Below are 17,592 nucleotides of genomic sequence, written 5' to 3'. Positions count from 1 at the left end.
CTAGTTCCAGCAGTCCGGGTTGTTGGCTGTCTTGACTCCAGTGCTGGTCAGGACGAGATCGCCGCATTCCCGATCCCTGAATTTCAGATCCACGTTGTACGTTCCCGGCATGGCCGTCAACTGCACGCAGTTTTCGATCGACTCATCCTGGCACGGTTCCGCCTTGATCTCGTATGCGCTGCTTTTCGCACTATTCCCGGAGAACCACTTGAATTTTCTTTCCTCCTCGTCCGACGAGGAAGAATGAAAACGGATGTAGCTGTTGTGCGCTGAATAGAAGCGCTCTTCTTGCTGCATCACTTGCATCAATGCTGCCCGGCCTTCGGCGCGCCTGCTCTTGCGCACCGACTCCCGGTACGAGGGTATGGCCATCGCCGTCAACAGGCCGGCGATGGCAAGGGCAATCATGAGATCGGTGAGCGTGAATCCGTGCGGTTCATCCATAAGATCAAATGAGTTCTTACTTTCTTGCAAGAGCATCGTGCAATTCCTTCCAGTTCGGTATTTCTCGCCAGCTGAGCCGGCCGACCGGCATCGCCTGTTCCTTGCCGCCCTTCCCCGCTTTTCGGTAAAGCGTTTGCAGCATCACCCGGGTGGCATTCGCTGCGCCGAAACCGATGGCGGTAATCCGGTAGTGATATGTTTCCTGCGTCGCACCACCGGCTTCGTCGTCGGGCATGAGTTCAATGATGTACCTCGGCGCGTGCATTGGCAGCGGCCCGGCACCGGCTGGCAGCATGCGCCCGGTGAAATGCCCGTACGGCACGGACTTCGCGCTCGCGAAATCAATCGCTTGCCAAGCTAGCCGGATATTCCGCCCCGATAGACACAAGCCGAGGTAGCGCGCTGTTTGGCCGTTATTGCAGTCCGGTGCGAACCCTTCGCTGCTATCGGACGCAAACAGGGAGCTACGCGGCGCCGATTCGATGTCCAGTTCGGCATCGGCCAGCGCCGCTTCCGCAGCTTGCATGGCAATCTCCCGGTCGCGCTCGTTGCGCGAAGCCTTTTCGTCCTGCAAAGAGATCTGCGCCGCCGAAAGCCCAACCATTGCCAGCACCGTCAGCATCAGCAGCGTGACGATAAGAGAAGCTCCGGATTGATCGCCCCGGGAGGCGAAGGCGCGCGGCCGTGTAGGCTTGACGTAGTGTCCGCGCCTCATCGCGCCTCCTGTTCCGAGGCCAACGATGGTGGGCGCAAATGGATCGTCGTCGCGAAAATCCGGCGTATTCGGCCGCGCTGCGATGCCGGCATTTCCGCCTCCCGCATACGCACGCCCTTGTCCGTGTCCGCGAATGCGCTCGCGTAATCCTTGCCGAACAAATCACGATCAGCATCCATGCCGCCCGCACGAGTCCGATGCGTGCCATGCACAAGCAGCGCGACCCTGACTGCCACGACCTTCTTCCAGTAGGTCTTGCGCTCCCTGTCCCGTTCTCGCGCGGCGGCGTCAGTGCCTTCAACGACGAGAGCGCCATCCAAGGCATCGATAGCCGACGCCATCGCAAACCGGTTCGGCAATCCGTCGGCATCGGTGTCCAGTCCGTACAGCACCTGGAACGACTCAACGCCGCGCGCGATTGCCTGGGAAGACCAGCCGCTGGCGCCCTGATACTTGCAGTACAGCTCCGGCTCGCCTGTCGCATCCTCCGCCACATAAAAGATGCTCCAGCCGCGCCCGTCGTCAGCAGCAACGCCAAAGCCGGCGCAATTCGTCATTGTCCCGTCGGCATTGCCTGCGGCGCCGGAGCCGAAAAATCGCACAGCGAGCACATCGCTGCCATTGACCGACTTCTTGAGCGGCGAATCGATGCCTTGCGTGCCACTTTTCAGACTGCGCGCGTCCAGTCCGGCAATCATCGCCCCGACCTCATCCTCGACAGGCGTCGCATTGCCACCTCCATTCCCGGGAAAATACGCGGCCTGCCGAACCGCACGCGAGACCATTTCGATAGCAAAGCGGCCGCTGGCCTGTATCTGCGCCTCGTCGTCTTGCAGCAGGTAACCTGATTTGGCGGACAGGAGAATAGCTGTCGCTGCCATCACGACCAACATCCCGATCGTCATCGAGATCATCAGCTCAACCAGTGTCACGCCGGATTGTTTGCATGCCCGGGCCAAGCCCGCGCCGTCATTGCCGCTGCATACTTTCATACCCATTCACAGCGCCACGGCCAGTGACACGGACGGAGCCGATATTCCGGAGGCATCCCGGAGCAGGCTTCCGTCAGGATTTTTTACTTGCCAGCCTAGCTTGATGACGACTGGCGCAGTGCTATCCACTGCACCGTCGCAGTTCCAGGTCAATGCCCTGGCGGCACTACTCCACGGACTGGAATCGCGGCATACCACGATGCGCCCGCCCGGCAAAGCTTCCTTGACGCGCGTTTTCCACTCGTACATTTCAAATTCGGCCAGCTCCTGTGCATTGCATTCGATTCCATAGCAAAGCTTTGCAGGCGTTTGCAGGTCGCCATCGGCTACGGATTGGTAATCGAGCCCGATGAATGGATCAGCGCCGTTCTCTTGCAGGAGCCGTCCATGTCCGGCTCGCATCGCGCCGGCCATTTCCGCAGCGAGCTGAAAAGCGAAAGTCTGAATGGCGGACTGTTGCGCAGTACGCATCGCTGCGAGCTGCATGCCGGCCGCTCCCAATACGCCCAGCGCGAGAACCACGATCGATACCAACACTTCGATCAGGGAAAAGCCGTTTTTCGTCGATTTACCCATGCTATTTATTATTAATTTGACAACATTTCGGGCGCAAAAATTCGCCCTATGCTTACCAAGACGAATTACTTGGAGGGACTTTTTCGCTCTCGCCCGACCTCGGCGATGACATCCTGAAATTCCGCGACGTCTTCAAAACTCTTGTAGACGGAGGCAAATCGGATATAGGCAATCTTGTCGAGGCGTTTCAGCTCTCGCATGACCAGCTCGCCGACGTGCCCCGACAGCACTTCGCGCGCACCGCTCGACAGCAGCTTTTCTTCGATATGATGAATGGCAGCATCGACCGTTTCGGCAGACACTGGACGCTTGCGCAGCGCAAGCATCATGCTGCCGCGCAGCTTGGCCGGGTCATATTCCGTGCGGCTACCGTTTTTCTTGACGATGACCGGCATCGACAATTCGATGCGTTCATAGGTAGTAAAGCGCTTGTCGCAATGGGCGCAACGACGCCGGCGCCTGATGGTGTCCCCTTCTTCCGACACGCGCGTGTCGATGACCTGGGTATCGTCATGATGACAGAAGGGGCATTTCATAGCGGTTAACCGTTCGTATCAGGCTCTGCAACCAGTTATCAATTAGTCAATTTTGTTGCATGGTCGCAGAGCCATCAATCACATATTTTTGGTATATGGCATTGTTTCGAGATGGAACATGGCGCTTCGTTGATCATACGCAAAAGCATTCCGCTTCCACCAGCAGTTCAACGAAGCAGCCGTCGCCGCCCTCGCCTTAGCGTGCGTATACCGGGAAAGCGTCGGTCAGCTTCTTAACTTCCGCCTTCACGCGCTCGATGGTCGCGGCGTCGTGCGGATTGTCCAGCACGTCGGCGATCAGGTTGCCGACCTTGGTCGCTTCCGCTTCCTTGAAGCCGCGGGTGGTCATCGCCGGGCTGCCGAGGCGGATACCGGAGGTGACGAACGGCTTTTCCGGGTCGTTCGGGATCGCGTTCTTGTTGCAGGTCATATGGGCAGAACCGAGGATCGCTTCGGCTTCCTTGCCGGTGATTTTCTTGGCGCGCAGATCGACCAGCATCACGTGCGATTCGGTGCGACCGGATACGATGCGCAAGCCGCGCGCGATCAGCGCTTTGGCCAGTGCATCGGCATTCTTCACCACTTGCTGCTGGTATGCCTTGAATTCCGGCGACAGTGCTTCCTTGAATGCAACTGCCTTGCCTGCGATCACATGCATCAGCGGACCGCCCTGGATGCCAGGGAAGATAGCGGAGTTGATCGCCTTTTCATGCTCGGCCTTCATCAGGATCACGCCACCGCGCGGGCCGCGTAGCGACTTGTGGGTGGTGGATGTCACGAAGTCGGCGAACGGCACCGGATTCGGATAAACACCGGCGGCGATCAGGCCGGCATAGTGAGCCATGTCGACCATGAAATAGGCGCCGACCTCTTTCGCGATCTTGGAGAAACGCTCGAAGTCGATGCGCAACGCATAGGCGGAGGCACCGGCAATGATCAGCTTGGGCTTCTTTTCGCGCGCCAGCTTTTCCATCGCGTCGTAATCGATCTCTTCCTTCTCGTTCAAGCCGTAGGAAACGACGTTGAACCACTTGCCGGACATGTTCAGTGCCATGCCGTGGGTCAGATGGCCGCCTTCCGCCAGCGACATGCCCATGATGGTGTCGCCCGGCTTGAGCATCGCGAAGAACACGCCTTGGTTCGCCTGCGAACCGGAATTCGGCTGCACATTGGCGGCTTCCGCGCCGAACAATTCCTTCAGGCGGTTGATCGCCAGAGTCTCGGCCACGTCAACGAACTCGCAGCCGCCGTAATAGCGCTTGCCCGGATAGCCTTCCGCGTACTTGTTGGTCAGCTGCGAGCCTTGCGCTTCCATCACGGCCGGCGAGGTGTAGTTTTCGGACGCGATCAGCTCGATATGGTCTTGCTGGCGCTGGTTTTCCTGCTGGATGGCGGACCAAAGTTCCGGATCGACTTTGGCGATGGTGTGGTCTTTTGCGAACATGAAAAACTCCAATCGATTTAAGTATGCAATGCCGAAATCGAATGAGGGCTGATGAGAAGAAGACAGGCAGCCTCAGTCGTACATTCCATTTGGGCTGCCCAGGCGAACGGCGAAAGACATCTCACGTTCCCCGGTGGATATCCACCTTGTCGCCGGAACCGCAAGCCCGGCTTTTCGCCAGTCACGTGAGACGAAATGGTACCAAATTGTAAGGTAGGTGCTTGATTTGAGCAAGAATGGTGGAAAATTCTGCACCGTTTTCATAGGAGCAGCATCTGCCGCCTTTGGGCTACAATTTCGCAATTCGTTGCATATCACCAATGGGAGATCGCATGATCGTTCTGGTTACCGGCGCCACATCCGGTTTTGGCGCCGAAATGGCACGCAAGTTTGCGCAAAATGGTCATCAAGTGATTGCTGCCGGCCGGCGCAAGGACCGTCTGGACTCGCTCGCCGCCGAGCTTGGGGCCAACCTGCTGCCGATCGTAATGGACGTCAGGGACAAAGCATCGATCCAGAACGCTCTCGGCGCCCTGCCCGATGCATGGCAGGAAATCGATGTCCTGATCAATAACGCGGGTCTGGCGCTCGGCATCGAACCGGCGCACAAGGCGTCGCTGGAGGATTGGGAAACGATGATCGCGACCAATTGCACGGGGCTCGTGACGATCACCCGCGCCCTGTTGCCTGCGATGGTGGCGCGCGGGCGCGGCACCGTGATCAATATCGGCTCCGTGGCAGGCGCCTATCCCTACCCGGGCGGAAACGTTTATGGTGCAACCAAGGCCTTTGTCGACCAGTTCACGCTGAACCTGCGCGCCGACCTGGTCGGCACCGGCGTGCGGGCTACCAATATCGCTCCCGGCCTGTGCGGCGGCACTGAATTCTCGAACGTGCGCCTGAAGGATGACGCGGCCGCCGCCAAGGTGTATGAAGGCACGGTACCGCTGACGGCCGTCGACATCGCGGAAACCGCCTACTGGATTGCGACGTTGCCGCCGCATGTGAATATCAATTACATCGAAATGATGCCTTCCTGCCAGGGTTTTTCCCCCTTTGCGATCAAGCGGAGCGTCTAGTCAGCCGCCATGCAATCCGATTTCACCTGGACCGTACGCGTCTATTACGAAGACACCGACACGGGCGGCATTGTCTTTTACGCAAACTACCTGAAGTTCTTCGAGCGCGCCCGCACCGAATGGCTGCGCGCGGCTGGCATCGGCCAGCAGGCATTGACGGAATCGCATCGGGCCATGTTCGTCGTCAGGAGCACGGCCGTCGATTATCATGCCCCTGCGAAACTTGATGATGAACTGAAACTTACTGTCGTTGTCGAACGGCTCGGGCGTGCCTCAGTGCAATTCATTCAGGAAGCCTGGCGCACCGACGGCGAGCAGCCGCAACTGCTTACCAGCGGGCGCATCAAGGTCGGCTGCGTGAGTACCGAAACCTTCCGTCCCTGCCCGATCCCGGGCGAGGTGCTGGAAAGGATAAAAAATACAGGGCCGATTTCCAGTTAGGGAGCGCAGCCCGGCGACTGCCGCGGCCGCTTTTTATAATTACAAATCAGAGTTGAACGTTTCAATGACCGTCACCCAAGATCTCTCCTTCCTTTCCCTGATTACCAATGCATCGCTGCTGGTGCAACTCGTCATGGCGCTGTTGCTGCTGGTGTCCGTGATGAGCTGGTCGTACATCTTCCGTAAGATGTTCGCCATTAAAAGCGCACGCAGCCAAACCGAGGAATTCGAGCGCGCATTCTGGTCGGGAGGCAATCTCGGCGCCCTATATGAAGAAGCCGGCTCCAACCGCCGCCGCACCGGCGCGCTCGAGCGCATCTTCGAGTCCGGCATGGGCGAATTCAACAAGGCCCGCGCAGCCTTCGGCGGCAAGGGCATGGTCGACGCCGGCGGCGTCATCGACGGCGCGCGCCGCGCGATGCGGGCAGCCTATCAACGCGAAATGGATGCGCTGGAATCGCACCTGGCCTTCCTGGCATCGGTCGGCTCGGTGTCCCCGTATGTCGGCCTGTTCGGCACCGTGTGGGGCATCATGAATGCCTTCCGCGGCCTGGCCAACGTACAGCAGGCCACGCTCGCGGCGGTCGCGCCCGGCATCGCCGAAGCGCTGATCGCCACCGCCATCGGTCTGTTCGCGGCGATTCCCGCCGTGGTCGCCTACAACCGCTATTCGCACGACATCGACCGGCTGGCGATCCGCTTCGAGAGTTTCATCGAAGAGTTCTCCAACATCTTGCAACGGCAGGTCCGCTGATGGCAGGCTTCAGTTCCATGCGCGGCGGACGCGGCCGCAAGCTCAAGTCAGAAATCAACGTCGTGCCGTATATCGACGTAATGCTGGTGCTGCTGATCATTTTCATGGTCGCCACACCAGTGTCGAATCCGGGCGTCGTCAATCTGCCCACGGCAGCCAAATCGGCGCTGCCGCCGACCGAATACATCCAGATCGCGCTCAAGCCCGACACCACCGCCACCATCGGCATCAACGGCGGCAAGGACGGCCACCAGCAGGCCGAATCGGTGCCTGGACGCAGCGCCCTCATACAGAAGTTGCGCGCAATGCATGAAGCGAATCCGGAACTACCGGTGATGATCGCCGGCGACAAGGACATCAAGTACGACGACGTAATCCAGGTGATTTCGGAAGCGAAAAAGCTCGGCGTCGACCGCGTGGGGCTGGCAACCAAGCAATGAGAGCGATGACCGACGCAACGCCGTACACCGTACCGCAGGAACCGGGACGCTGGCGCGCCATCATCCTGGCGGCGCTGGTCCATATTGCACTGCTAGCCTTCCTGTGGATCGGCGTACGCTGGCAGAACGAGGCGCCGACCACGATCGAAGCGGAAGTATGGAGCCCGCAGCCGCGCGAAGCGGCGCCTGCGCCCGAACCGGTGGCCGAAAAGGAGCCGGAACCGGCGCCGGTGATCAAGGAAATGCCGCGCGAAACCCCGAAACCCCAGGTGGAAGAGCCACCGGTCGCAAAACCGGACATCGCGCTGGAGCAGGAAAAGAAACGCAAGGAACTGGAAAAGAAGAAGCGCCTTGAAGAAGAAGAGAAGCTGGCCAAGCAGAAGAAGCTCGAACAGGAGAGGCTTGCGCAGCAAAAGAAAGAGCGCGAAGAACACGAGGCGAAGCTGAAGAAAGAAGAAGAGCTGGCGAAGAAGAAAGCGGAACAGGATCGCCTGGCCAAGCAGGAAGCCGAGAAGAAGGAAAAAGAGAAAAAAGCCGCCGACGCCAAGCGCAAGCAGGAAGCGGAAGACAAGAAGCTTGCCAAGCTGCGCGACGAGGAAATGCGACGCCTTGCCGGCGGCGTTACCGGCACGGGCGGCAGCGGCGAAGCGGCCAAGTCACAGGGCGGGCGCGCCGATTCCGGCTACGCCGGGCGGGTGGCGGCCAAGATCAAGTCGAACATCGTGTTCAACGTGCCCGAAGGCTTGACTGGCAACTCGCCCGTCGAATACGAGGTCAACCTGCTGCCGGACGGCTCGATCGCCGGCATGAAAAAAGTCAGATCATCGGGAGTGCCCGGCTTCGATGAAGCCGTTCGCCGGGCCATTGAAAAATCGCAGCCGTATCCGAGAGACAAGTCGGGTTCGGTCCCGTCCAGCTTCATCGGAACCCATAGACCCAAAGACCAGTAAGCACTTATGAAAAAACTATTCTTGCGCTGCATGCTGCTGATCGGCGTCGCCGCCGGCTCGCTTGCGCACGCCCAGTTGCGGATCGAAACCTCCGGCGTCGGCGCCACCCAGATACCGATTGCCATCGCAGGCTTTGCCGATGAGTCGATCGCGCCGCAGCAGGTTTCCGGCATCATCAAGGCCGACCTCGAACGCAGCGGCTACTTCAAGATCATCGATACCGGCAATGCGATGTCCGAAACCACGCCGGTCAATTACGGCGAGTGGAAATCGCGCGGCGCCGACGCGCTGGTCGTGGGCAGCGTGCAGCGCCTCGCCGATGGCCGCTTCGACGTGCGCTACAAGCTGCTCGACACCCTCAAGTCCGGCAGCCTGTCCGGCCTCGGACTGGCGACCTCGCCGAACCGTGTGCGCGTGGCGGCGCACAAGATCGCCGACGACATCTACGAAAAACTGCTCGGCGTGCGCGGCGCGTTCAGCACCCGCATCGCCTACGTCACCAAGGCCGGCCGCGACTATCGCGTCGAGATCGCAGATGCCGACGGCGCTGACATGCAGGTCGTGCTGACCTCGAAGGAACCGATCATTTCCCCGGCCTGGTCGCCGGACGGCACCAAGGTCGCCTACGTCTCCTTCGAAAGCAAGAAGCCGGTAGTCTATGTGCAGGATCTCGTCACCGGCCGGCGCACCGTCGTCGCCAATTACAAGGGCAGCAACTCCGCGCCCGCCTGGTCGCCGGACGGCAGCAAGCTGGCGCTGGCGCTGTCGCGCGACGGCCTGACCCAGGTCTATGTCGTCAATGCCGACGGCGGCGGCCTGCGGCGGCTGACCAATACCGACGGCATCGACACCGAGCCGCAATTCTCGCCCGACGGCCAGTCGATCTATTTCACCAGCGACCGCAGCGGCGGGCCGCAAATCTACCGCATGAGCGCTGGCGGTGGCTCGGCCCAGCGCGTGACCTTCCGCGGCAGCTACAACATCAGCCCGCGCATCTCGCCTGACGGCAAAACCCTCGCCTATATTTCGCGCCGCGATGGGCGCTTTCAACTGTATGCGCTCGATCTGACCAACGACCAGGAAATGCGCCTGTCCGACACGGCCAAGGATGAATCGCCCAGCTTCTCGCCCAATGGCAAGTACATCATGTATGCGACCGAATCCGGCCGGCGCGGAACGCTTGCTGCGGTATCGGTCGACGGCCGCGTCAAATACACCTTGGCCACGCAGACGGGCGATATCCGCGAGCCCACCTGGGGTCCGTTCATGAAATAATGTTGTTTTACAATAAAACCGCTTCACTTTCTGGAGAATTTCTAATGCGCAAATTTACGACTTCCGCCCTCATCCTTTCCAGCGCTCTCGTGCTGGCCGCCTGCGGCTCTTCCGTCAAGCTCGACGACAAGGCCAAGGTCGAAGAACGCAATCCCGTCCCGACCGCCGGCGCAGACACCCGCACGGTGACTCCGGTCGCCGCCGTCACGACCGATCCGCTCAACGATCCGAAAGGCATCCTCGCCAAGCGCAGCGTCTACTTCGACTTCGACAGCTACATCGTGAAGGACGAGTTCAAGCCGGTGGTCGACGCCCATGCCAAGTACCTTGGTTCGAACAAGGGTCGCAAGATTGTCATCCAGGGCAACACGGACGAGCGCGGCGGCCGCGAATACAACCTGGCGCTGGGCCAGAAGCGTGCCGAAGCCGTGCGCAAGTCGCTGGCGACGCTGGGCGTGTCGGAATCGCAGATGGAAGCGGTTTCCTTCGGCAAGGAAAAGCCGAAAGCGACCGGCAGCGATGAAGCATCCTGGGCAGAAAACCGCCGCGCCGACATCGTCTATCAATAAAACATGAACAAGATCATCAAATCTTCGATTGCTGCGGCCTTCATGGCCGCATTTTCTTTGGCTCCACTGGCCGCGCAGGCCGCGCTATTCGAGGATGACGAGGCGCGCCGCGCGATTCTCGAAGTCCGCAAGCGGCTCGACGGCATGCAGGGCGAACTCAACGCCAAGGCCGACAAGAGCAGCAACTTCGAGCTGAACAACCAGAACGAACAGTTGCGGCAGGAAATCTCCAAGCTGCGCGGGCAGATCGAAGTGCTGACCAACGAACTGGCGAACCAGCAGCGGCGCGAAAAGGATTTCTACGTCGACCTCGATACCCGCTTGCGCAGGCTGGAACCGCAGAAGGTGACGATCGACGGCAAGGAAGTCACGATGGAACCCGGCGAGCAGAAAGCGTATGACGCCGCGCTCGGCTATTTCAAGGCTGGTAACTACAAGGAGGCGGGCGCGGCGTTTTCCGACTTCCTGCGGCGTTATCCGCAGTCGGGACTTGCACCGTCGGCGCAATACTGGCTGGGCAATACCTATTACGCACTGCGCGACTATCGCAGCGCCATCAGCGCGCAGCAAGTGGTGGTGAAGAACTATGCCGACAGCCCGAAGGCTGCCGATGCATTGCTCAACATCGCAAGCTGCCAGATGGAACTCAAGGACAAGGCCGCCGCGAAAAAGACGCTGGAAACGCTGATCGGGCAATACCCGGAATCGCAAGCGGCGCAGACAGCAAAAGAACGCTTGGCCGCGCTGAAGTAGGATGTCTTGGCTAGTTGAGTGAATGCCTGCAAATGATTCCGCAAAGCATTTGACAGACAGGCCAAAACCTCTCTATAATCTTGGTCTTTCGGGTCGTTAGCTCAGTCGGTAGAGCAGCGGACTTTTAATCCGTTGGTCGCGTGTTCGAGTCACGCACGACCCACCAGAAATAAAGCAAAAAGCCCAGTCTTCGGACTGGGCTTTTTGCATTTTGACTGCGGCGCGCTCACGCGAAGACAAATCGGGACGACGTCAGTCGAAAACCCGCATGACGACGCAGTACACAAGGACCGCCACAACAACTAGAGCCAGGTGAGACAGGTGAAAAAGCAGTCTTCTCCTGTCGCGGATCGCGAATTTCGCTTTCAGCTTGCCGATGAGCGGGCCGGCCGGCCTTTTTTGCTTGAACTCCTCCTTCGACTCCGGCGCCGCTTCCTGCTTGCGCAGGATGGCGTCGGCCACTGGGGATGGCGCCTTCGCCGGATACAAGCTTTCCGTCGCTTCCGGCTGCCGCGGCTGGATTTCCACCGGCGGCTTCACGCGGCCCGTGGTCAACATGAAGTGCAACTCGGATACCGACGGTTTGCGGCCGTGGACCTTTTCCCAAGCCTGAACGAGGTTGATGTAGCCTTCGCCGAGCAGGGCGTCATAAAGCTGGTCGCCCATGGCGCGCCCTTTTTTGACGGCGTCCGCGAGCAAGCCCTCGTGCACGCTGCGCTCGCTCCCGTTCATGGCACTTGCCGGCACATCGTCGACATATTCGACCGGACCGTTGATCTGCACGGCGGGCTCAAGAATGGCCTTGATATCGATTCCCTTGAGTTCAAACAGCGCCTGCACGGCGGCGTCGACACGCAGGGCGGAACCGGCGGACACATGCTCGGGAAACAAAGCCGATGCGCGGTAGCCGCGCAGGAAGGACAGCCAAGGCTCCATGTCGGCCCTCGGCAAGGAAAACGGCTTGCTCCAGATCGCTCCGTCGGCGCCCTCATCGAGGGGGATCAGCGCCGAGCGCATGTCGGGGATGCGGCGCAGCGGAATAATGAAGTCGGTCTCAGGCAACGCCCTCACCTCGGCAGCCGCCGATCGCGCCGCTTCCACTTGGACAATTGGTTCCTGCTGCGACGCGGACATTGCCGGCGCTTCGTCGAGCGTCGGCTCGACCCTGCGCGCACCGCCCTGGCGCATGCGTGCCTTTTCCTGCTCGACGGCCTTCCTGGCTTCCTCCAGAAGGCGCCTTTGCCGTTCGGTTTCCTGCTGCAGGAGATCGTCCATGACAGCAGGCCTCTACGCCGACCCAGAGCTTCGGATTAAACCCGGCGCCACACGCGAGCGCCCGCCTGCCGCATTCGGCAAAGCGCGGCTTGCATGCGCGGTATCGCTGTCAGGCATAATCGGAAGATCTCAATGGACGCTGCCGGGCTTACACAATCGTTTCCGGCGCCTGGGACGCCATCAGGATGGAAGCGTGCACCATGGCGGCGGCGGCCCCAGCCTTGTCGTTCAGCAGAGTCGACAGTATCGTGGTGTCGTTGAAACGGAAGCGCGACAACATCATGTTGCAGCTCGCCAGCTTCAACACCTGCGCATTGCTCATGCCCGCGATCAGGTCCGCGATTTCGCCGCTGATACCGAGCCGGAAAATCGCTTCGGCCCGATCCTGCCGGATCATCTGTTGCGCGATCATCAGGTAGCTCAGATTGACGTCGCGAATCTCGGATGTGTAATCGTTATTCGACATGGCAGTCCATCCCTTATTCAGTGAGCAAAAACTTCTTGTAGTGCGTCAAGTATCTTGACCATGGTGTCATCGCCGACCGTACCCAGCTTGCGGATCAGGCGCGTCTTTTCCATCGTGCTGATCTGATCCAGCAGGATCAGTCCATCCTTCCCCATGAAATTCAGGGGAATCCGGAAAGGCGCCGGCAAGTCCTGGGTACTCATGGGTGCCACGATCAAGGTATTGAGATGCTCGTCCATCTCTTCGGGCGATACGACGACGCAAGGCCGGTGCCGTTGCGTTGCACCGCCCGGCTTGTCAAAGTCGATCAGCCAGATCTCCGCGCGCATCACCATGAAAACTCCACCTCCGACTCCTTCGGCAGGAGCGGCCAGACAATCGCTTGTTCGGCAGAATGGGCGGCGATCAGCTGGCATGCCTGCGCCCATCCTTCGCGCGACTTCTTCTTGGGCTTGCGGATCACAATTGCATCCTTTTCCACTTGCAGATCCACCTCCCCGATATCGAGGCCGGCTTCCAGCAAAAAAGGCTTGGGAATCAACACGCCTTGCGAATTGCCCATTTTGCGAATTGTGGTTTTCATCACAATTTCCTTTAACATCATGTTCTCATATAGTGCGATAAATTACCACAAGGCAAGTTACATATGGACACATTGTTGGTACATGGCATCCATTTGTACGTACATTGTTTCCACTAAACAACGGAAATGCGCAATAGGTAATAACAACGTAAGAACTTATCACCGACCAAGACCCATGGCGGCGGGGATGGTTGTCACGAGAACGGGTAGATGAGGCGGCTCATTCCGGGCCGCGGGGGGAGAGATGAAACCAAACCGGCGCACTTTAATACGGCGTCGCATGGGCATAGGATGGGCAGCCATTCTTGCCCCACATACCGTTACACACCCGCCATTTGCATTGTTCGCGCCTGATGAGATTGGGCACGCGCGCGCATTTTGCCAGTTTGGATTGCATGTACGGCGAATTGTGCGAAGCGCGGCGTGGTACCTCCCTGGTGGCGATGCGACCGGACGATGAGCGGGCGCGCGCTTCATTTACCACCCGCCGGCGCTCCGATTTTTTTTTTAGCTCTTCGTCAGCCTGCTGCTGTATCCGTTCAATCTCGCGGTCCTTCATCACTCGCGCGGCGGAACGATGGCTCCTGGCGGACTTGCGGGGCGTCGCTTGCGGCTGCGCGTCGCTGCGCCCCTCTCCCCGCTCGATCGGGAGGGTAGTTCCAGTATCTGAACGGACAGGCATGTTAGCCCGTTTCGCATTTTCCGCGTCCGCTCCAGCGCGGGTTTCGCTGTTCCCATAGGCCGGATCACCATAGGGCAACTCGGCTGGATTTATTTTTGGAATGGACGCCGCCATTCCTGCAGCAGGCGGCTTGCGGCCGTCATAAGGCAGTTCGCTCGCACTGATGCCACTGCGGGTCGGCGGCATTGCCTGTACATCCCTGGCCGCCGATACCGGCTTCCATATCCGGGACAACGGGGCTGTTGCCGGAACATTTTTGGCGCCCGCAAGCCACCATGTAGCGGCCAGCCCGGCCGAAGCTCCCAGCACAAACGTGAGCAGCATGAGCAGGGTGCGATACACCGGCCGGGGCCTCTTCCGTGGCGCATGCTCGTAGCGAGCCGCAAGCACCCTCAAGCGCTCATAGTCGGGCGCGGCGAAACGGCTGGCACGGCGTTCTTCCGGCGCGGGTCCTTGCATGCCGTCACTGATGTTCGCAGCGATCTCCGGCTGCGCTTGCATTGCGGCTCCGTTCGCCGGATCGCCCTCTGGGCTCGATAACGGTCGTTGCGATGTGGCACTCGTCAATCGGCTTGTCCTCGCAGGTTTTCCGGAACAGCCATATCCGGACTTCGATCTGGAAATGGATTAGGTCTGCCGCAGCCCTGGAACACGCTCGCCCATTTTTGAAACGCCATGGCGATCGCGGCAGAGACGCTGGCTTGTCACGGAGCTGGCAAAACCGCACAGAGGAAAATTTTTAATCTGCAATGCCGACGTCGCATTTCAAGCCAGGCCATTCATCCTCTCTTGATGAAATGACAGCGGGCAGTAAAAGTAAGTTCACTTGGAGCAGCATGCCCGGAGACCATCCGATTGTAGAAAGCCGGGCAAATCCGCTGTTGAGGCGCGTCATGCCGAAAGCTGCCCACCGCGCCACTTGCTGGTCGAAAAAAAACGGCTGCCATAAAGGCAGCCGTTCGATCCGGCACAAGTCGACAGATATCTCTCAGATATTAAGTTCGTAAATGATTTTCCATTGCGCCCCCTCCTTGGCCCAGTACTGGCGCTTACGGGTCAGGCTCTTGTTGCGGCCGATCGACGTTTCTTCGGTAAAAGTGCTGACGATCATGTCGTCATGCCCCGGATAAAAGAAATACGTTGCGTCGCGCAGCCTGACCGACAGGTTCTTCACGCCGCTCATGAACGGTAGATGCCTGGCCAGCCAGGCTTTCACATCCTCGCCGCGATCGGATTTGAACTTGCGCGAATAGTTTTCCATCACGCGTGTCGCATTCCGGCTTTCCATATCGCGCCGCCAGTCTTCCACCAGCCGTGCCGCGGTATGCCGGTCGCTGTCCCATTTGGACTTGTTGACGAACTCCACGCTTTCGCTGATGACCACCGGTGTCTTGCCAATCTCGACCGAATTGGCCAGCTGATACAGGTCCGGATTGGTCAGCACCACGCAGCCGTCGGAAGACAGCGGCGGGCGGCTGTAGCTATCCGATGGCGTGCCGTGCAGCCAGATGCCGGAGCCGCTGCGGCCGTGCAGCTTGTCCCATTCGTTCGGATAATTGATCGGCAAGGCGCCCGAGCCGTAGAAGTCGGGCAGCCGCGCACCTGACAGATGGCTGGTGATGTAGTAGATGCCGACCGGCGTTTTCTGGTCGCCCTCTTTCAGCTTGTTGACGCCGAGCTTGCCCTGGCTGATGTAGTAATCGGTAACGAACTTCGGGCGCCCACCCTGGTTCTCGTACACGTACAGGCGCGAGCGCTTCGCATCGACCACCAGTGCATGCTTCTGGTCCTCGCGCAGCTGCAGCAGCGAACGCGGGATCAGCGCCGGGTCGGGCCGCTCGCGCAGCGACTTCAGGCGGACCATCGCTTCGTCGCGTAGGTTCTTGAGCTTGTCTTGCGGACCGTCGGTCGCGCCCAGCGTCTTGACCGGGCGCGTGTGCATCAGCAGCAGGTCGCCCCGGATCAGATGTCCAAGCCGGAAATTCGGATAGGCCTCGACCAGCTGGTCGGCCTTCTCCTGGGCGGCGCGCAGGCGATTGGCACCGAGCTCCTTGTACACGCCGATCAGCAGGGCTTCCGGATCCGGCTTGTTGGAGGCCAAGGCGGCCTGCACGACCTGCTCGGCCGAATTCCCGGCCAGTGCCGCGTGCGGCAGCGCGCCGCCGCCCGCGGCCAGCAGCCAGGATAATCCCGCCATCAAGGCCCGCTTGGCAGTCGCCGTGATCCGGCGGTCGGTTGATTCAGAACGATACATCAGTTACCCGTGCTCTCCTGCTTGATGAGCCACTTGCCGCCATGCTTGGTCAGGGTCAGCGTCTTGCGGGTGTTCGCCGTCAGACGATCCGATACGTATACCTGGCGGAATTTCACCGTGGCCGAATTGCCGTTCACCGCGACTTGCGGCGACTCGACCTTGACGCTGATGCGGCCCTTGCCGGCGATGCGCGCGCGGCGGTCATCTTCCCACGCCTTGCGCTGCTGGCCGTTCGGCGTCTGGAAATCGCCGCCATAGTAATTCAGATACGACTTCACATCCTGCGCGCTCCACGCCTTGGCCCAGCCGTGCACCGCATTCAGCACGTCGTCGCGTTCGACATTGGCGGCCGGCGTTGGTTTCGGCTCGCGCTTGACCGGTTCCGGCTTCTCATGCTTGACGGGCTCCTGCTTGGCGACGACGGTCGGCTTGGCGGGGGCCTCGACAGGCGCCGGCTTGGCCGGGGCCGCCGGGGCCGGCGTGACAGCCGCCACCTTCGGCGCGGGCGCGACCGGAGCAGGAGCGTAATTCGGAGCCGGAGCGGGCTGCGGCGCCTTGGCCACGGCCGGCGCGCTCGGCGCAGCGGCTGCCTTGGGCGTGCCGCCGTTGAGGTTGCCGACCAGCGAACGCACCAGCGTCAGCTTGGACTTGGCGGCCGAATTGGCGGAGTCGAGCTGCAGCGCCTTGTCGTACGCCTGGCTTGCCAGTTTCGCATGCACGTCGCCCAGGTTCTCGTATGCGGTGGCGTAGCTCGGATTGGTCCGGATCGCCGCATCAAGCGCGGCGCGCGCCTTTTCGTACTGGCCCGCCGCCGCGTACAGCACGGCGAGATTGTTGTACGGCTCGGGCAGCGCCGGGTAATCCTCGGTCAGCTTGGTAAACACCGTGATCGCTTCGCCCGACCTGTTCTGTTCGGTCAGGATCACGCCTTTCAGGAATCGCATCTGGGCGTCGCGCGGATTCTTGCTCAGGAATGCGTCCGCGCGGTTCAGTGCATCCGCGTATTGTCCGTTCTTCACCAGCCGCGTCACGTCGGCCAGGTCGTCCGCGAACGCGGGCGCGGCCAGCAGCGCGGCCAGCAAGCCCGACAGCGCGACGGTTTTGTTCAGGGCTGGGCGCAGATGGATCATGCAGCGCGAGGTGAATGTCATGGTTGTCATCGATGTAATGGGCGGCAGGTCGATTGCGGCGGCTCCGGGCGCCTGATCCTGCCGATCGCCGTTGCGTCCCTCCGTTCGTGCAGAATGACGCTTTCGCAATTTGATTCGGTAGCGCGGTGCCGGTCCTGCATGGCCAGATTTTTGATCTGCTGCATTCTATACTTACTAGGCCAAATTCGCCATTTGGCGCCGCGCCTGCGCCTG

21 protein-coding genes, 1 tRNA gene and 1 riboswitch are annotated in these 17,592 nt (G+C 60.2%); of the genes, 9 read left to right on the top strand and 13 right to left on the bottom strand.

Annotated features, from left to right (window positions below; all coding sequences use genetic code 11):
* From FAY22_RS04440 to glyA, 6 genes are all read right to left on the bottom strand, one after another.
* On the bottom strand, positions 1-480 hold the full coding sequence (locus tag FAY22_RS04440; protein WP_246860654.1) for a type IV pilin protein: 480 nt from the start codon (positions 478-480) through the stop codon (positions 1-3).
* Complete coding sequence (locus FAY22_RS04435) at positions 461-1,159, bottom strand: PilX N-terminal domain-containing pilus assembly protein (RefSeq protein ID WP_146329095.1); 699 nt, start codon at positions 1,157-1,159, stop codon at positions 461-463. Before FAY22_RS04435 ends, FAY22_RS04440 begins: the two co-directional genes overlap by 20 nt.
* Positions 1,156-2,157 (bottom strand): PilW family protein, encoded by a 1,002-nt coding sequence (locus tag FAY22_RS04430; protein ID WP_371417353.1) that lies wholly within the window; start codon positions 2,155-2,157, stop codon positions 1,156-1,158. The genes FAY22_RS04435 and FAY22_RS04430 overlap by 4 nt, the downstream gene beginning before the upstream one ends.
* Positions 2,158-2,727 (bottom strand): type IV pilus modification protein PilV, encoded by a 570-nt coding sequence (pilV, locus tag FAY22_RS04425; RefSeq protein WP_146329094.1) that lies wholly within the window; start codon positions 2,725-2,727, stop codon positions 2,158-2,160.
* A 65-nt stretch (positions 2,728-2,792) separates the two neighbouring features.
* Entirely contained in the window at positions 2,793-3,263 is a 471-nt protein-coding gene (gene nrdR, locus FAY22_RS04420; protein ID WP_146329093.1) for a transcriptional regulator NrdR, read from the bottom strand.
* A gap of 196 nt (positions 3,264-3,459) precedes the next feature.
* On the bottom strand, positions 3,460-4,707 hold the full coding sequence (glyA, locus tag FAY22_RS04415) for a serine hydroxymethyltransferase (RefSeq protein WP_146329092.1): 1,248 nt from the start codon (positions 4,705-4,707) through the stop codon (positions 3,460-3,462).
* Positions 4,708-4,796: 89 nt separating this feature from the next.
* A riboswitch (ZMP/ZTP riboswitch) is annotated at positions 4,797-4,902 on the bottom strand.
* Positions 4,903-5,039: 137 nt separating this feature from the next.
* Between glyA and FAY22_RS04410 the strand changes: the two genes are divergently transcribed.
* The 9 genes from FAY22_RS04410 (at position 5,040) to FAY22_RS04370 (ending at position 11,134) form a co-directional block, all read left to right on the top strand.
* A complete protein-coding gene (locus FAY22_RS04410) occupies positions 5,040-5,786 on the top strand; it encodes an SDR family NAD(P)-dependent oxidoreductase (protein WP_146329091.1) in 747 nt (248 codons plus the stop codon).
* Positions 5,787-5,795: 9 nt separating this feature from the next.
* The gene (gene ybgC / locus FAY22_RS04405; protein ID WP_146329090.1) at positions 5,796-6,227 is read left to right on the top strand and encodes a tol-pal system-associated acyl-CoA thioesterase; all 432 of its coding nucleotides are present in this window, start codon (positions 5,796-5,798) and stop codon (positions 6,225-6,227) included.
* A gap of 64 nt (positions 6,228-6,291) precedes the next feature.
* Positions 6,292-6,981 carry a protein TolQ gene (gene tolQ / locus FAY22_RS04400; protein WP_146329089.1) on the top strand — a complete coding sequence of 230 codons (690 nt, stop codon included), beginning with the start codon at positions 6,292-6,294 and terminating at the stop codon, positions 6,979-6,981.
* Positions 6,981-7,421, top strand: a complete 441-nt coding sequence (locus FAY22_RS04395; protein ID WP_146329088.1) for an ExbD/TolR family protein — start codon at positions 6,981-6,983, stop codon at positions 7,419-7,421. Before tolQ ends, FAY22_RS04395 begins: the two co-directional genes overlap by 1 nt.
* A 5-nt stretch (positions 7,422-7,426) precedes the next feature.
* The gene (gene tolA / locus FAY22_RS04390) at positions 7,427-8,371 is read left to right on the top strand and encodes a cell envelope integrity protein TolA (RefSeq protein ID WP_146329087.1); all 945 of its coding nucleotides are present in this window, start codon (positions 7,427-7,429) and stop codon (positions 8,369-8,371) included.
* A 30-nt stretch (positions 8,372-8,401) separates the two neighbouring features.
* Complete coding sequence (gene tolB, locus FAY22_RS04385) at positions 8,402-9,646, top strand: Tol-Pal system beta propeller repeat protein TolB (RefSeq protein WP_371417389.1); 1,245 nt, start codon at positions 8,402-8,404, stop codon at positions 9,644-9,646.
* A gap of 44 nt (positions 9,647-9,690) precedes the next feature.
* Entirely contained in the window at positions 9,691-10,215 is a 525-nt protein-coding gene (gene pal / locus FAY22_RS04380; protein ID WP_146329085.1) for a peptidoglycan-associated lipoprotein Pal, read from the top strand.
* Between the two features lie 3 nt (positions 10,216-10,218).
* The gene (gene ybgF / locus FAY22_RS04375; RefSeq protein WP_146329084.1) at positions 10,219-10,968 is read left to right on the top strand and encodes a tol-pal system protein YbgF; all 750 of its coding nucleotides are present in this window, start codon (positions 10,219-10,221) and stop codon (positions 10,966-10,968) included.
* Positions 10,969-11,058: 90 nt separating this feature from the next.
* Positions 11,059-11,134, top strand: a tRNA-Lys gene (locus tag FAY22_RS04370).
* 86 nt (positions 11,135-11,220) lie between these two features.
* Here FAY22_RS04370 and FAY22_RS04365 read toward each other — a convergent pair.
* From FAY22_RS04365 to FAY22_RS04335, 7 genes are all read right to left on the bottom strand, one after another.
* Positions 11,221-12,243, bottom strand: a complete 1,023-nt coding sequence (locus FAY22_RS04365) for a hypothetical protein (RefSeq protein WP_146329083.1) — start codon at positions 12,241-12,243, stop codon at positions 11,221-11,223.
* Positions 12,244-12,391: 148 nt separating this feature from the next.
* Positions 12,392-12,709 (bottom strand): flagellar transcriptional regulator FlhD, encoded by a 318-nt coding sequence (gene flhD / locus FAY22_RS04360; protein ID WP_146329082.1) that lies wholly within the window; start codon positions 12,707-12,709, stop codon positions 12,392-12,394.
* A 17-nt stretch (positions 12,710-12,726) separates the two neighbouring features.
* Positions 12,727-13,044: a type II toxin-antitoxin system PemK/MazF family toxin gene (locus tag FAY22_RS04355; protein ID WP_146329081.1), complete on the bottom strand. Its 318-nt coding sequence runs from the start codon at positions 13,042-13,044 to the stop codon at positions 12,727-12,729.
* Complete coding sequence (locus FAY22_RS04350; protein ID WP_146329080.1) at positions 13,038-13,292, bottom strand: AbrB/MazE/SpoVT family DNA-binding domain-containing protein; 255 nt, start codon at positions 13,290-13,292, stop codon at positions 13,038-13,040. Before FAY22_RS04350 ends, FAY22_RS04355 begins: the two co-directional genes overlap by 7 nt.
* A 265-nt stretch (positions 13,293-13,557) precedes the next feature.
* Positions 13,558-14,475 carry a hypothetical protein gene (locus tag FAY22_RS04345; protein ID WP_146329079.1) on the bottom strand — a complete coding sequence of 306 codons (918 nt, stop codon included), beginning with the start codon at positions 14,473-14,475 and terminating at the stop codon, positions 13,558-13,560.
* A gap of 487 nt (positions 14,476-14,962) precedes the next feature.
* On the bottom strand, positions 14,963-16,228 hold the full coding sequence (locus tag FAY22_RS04340; protein ID WP_246860653.1) for a murein L,D-transpeptidase family protein: 1,266 nt from the start codon (positions 16,226-16,228) through the stop codon (positions 14,963-14,965).
* Positions 16,228-17,379 (bottom strand): tetratricopeptide repeat protein, encoded by a 1,152-nt coding sequence (locus tag FAY22_RS04335; protein ID WP_146329078.1) that lies wholly within the window; start codon positions 17,377-17,379, stop codon positions 16,228-16,230. Before FAY22_RS04335 ends, FAY22_RS04340 begins: the two co-directional genes overlap by 1 nt.
* Between the last annotated feature and the right edge of the window lie 213 nt (positions 17,380-17,592).

Origin of the sequence: Noviherbaspirillum sp. UKPF54 (assembly GCF_007874125.1) — a bacterium.
In the GTDB taxonomy this organism is placed as follows: Bacteria; Pseudomonadota; Gammaproteobacteria; order Burkholderiales; family Burkholderiaceae_D; genus Noviherbaspirillum.
This window is presented reverse-complemented; position numbering and strand designations above follow the sequence as displayed.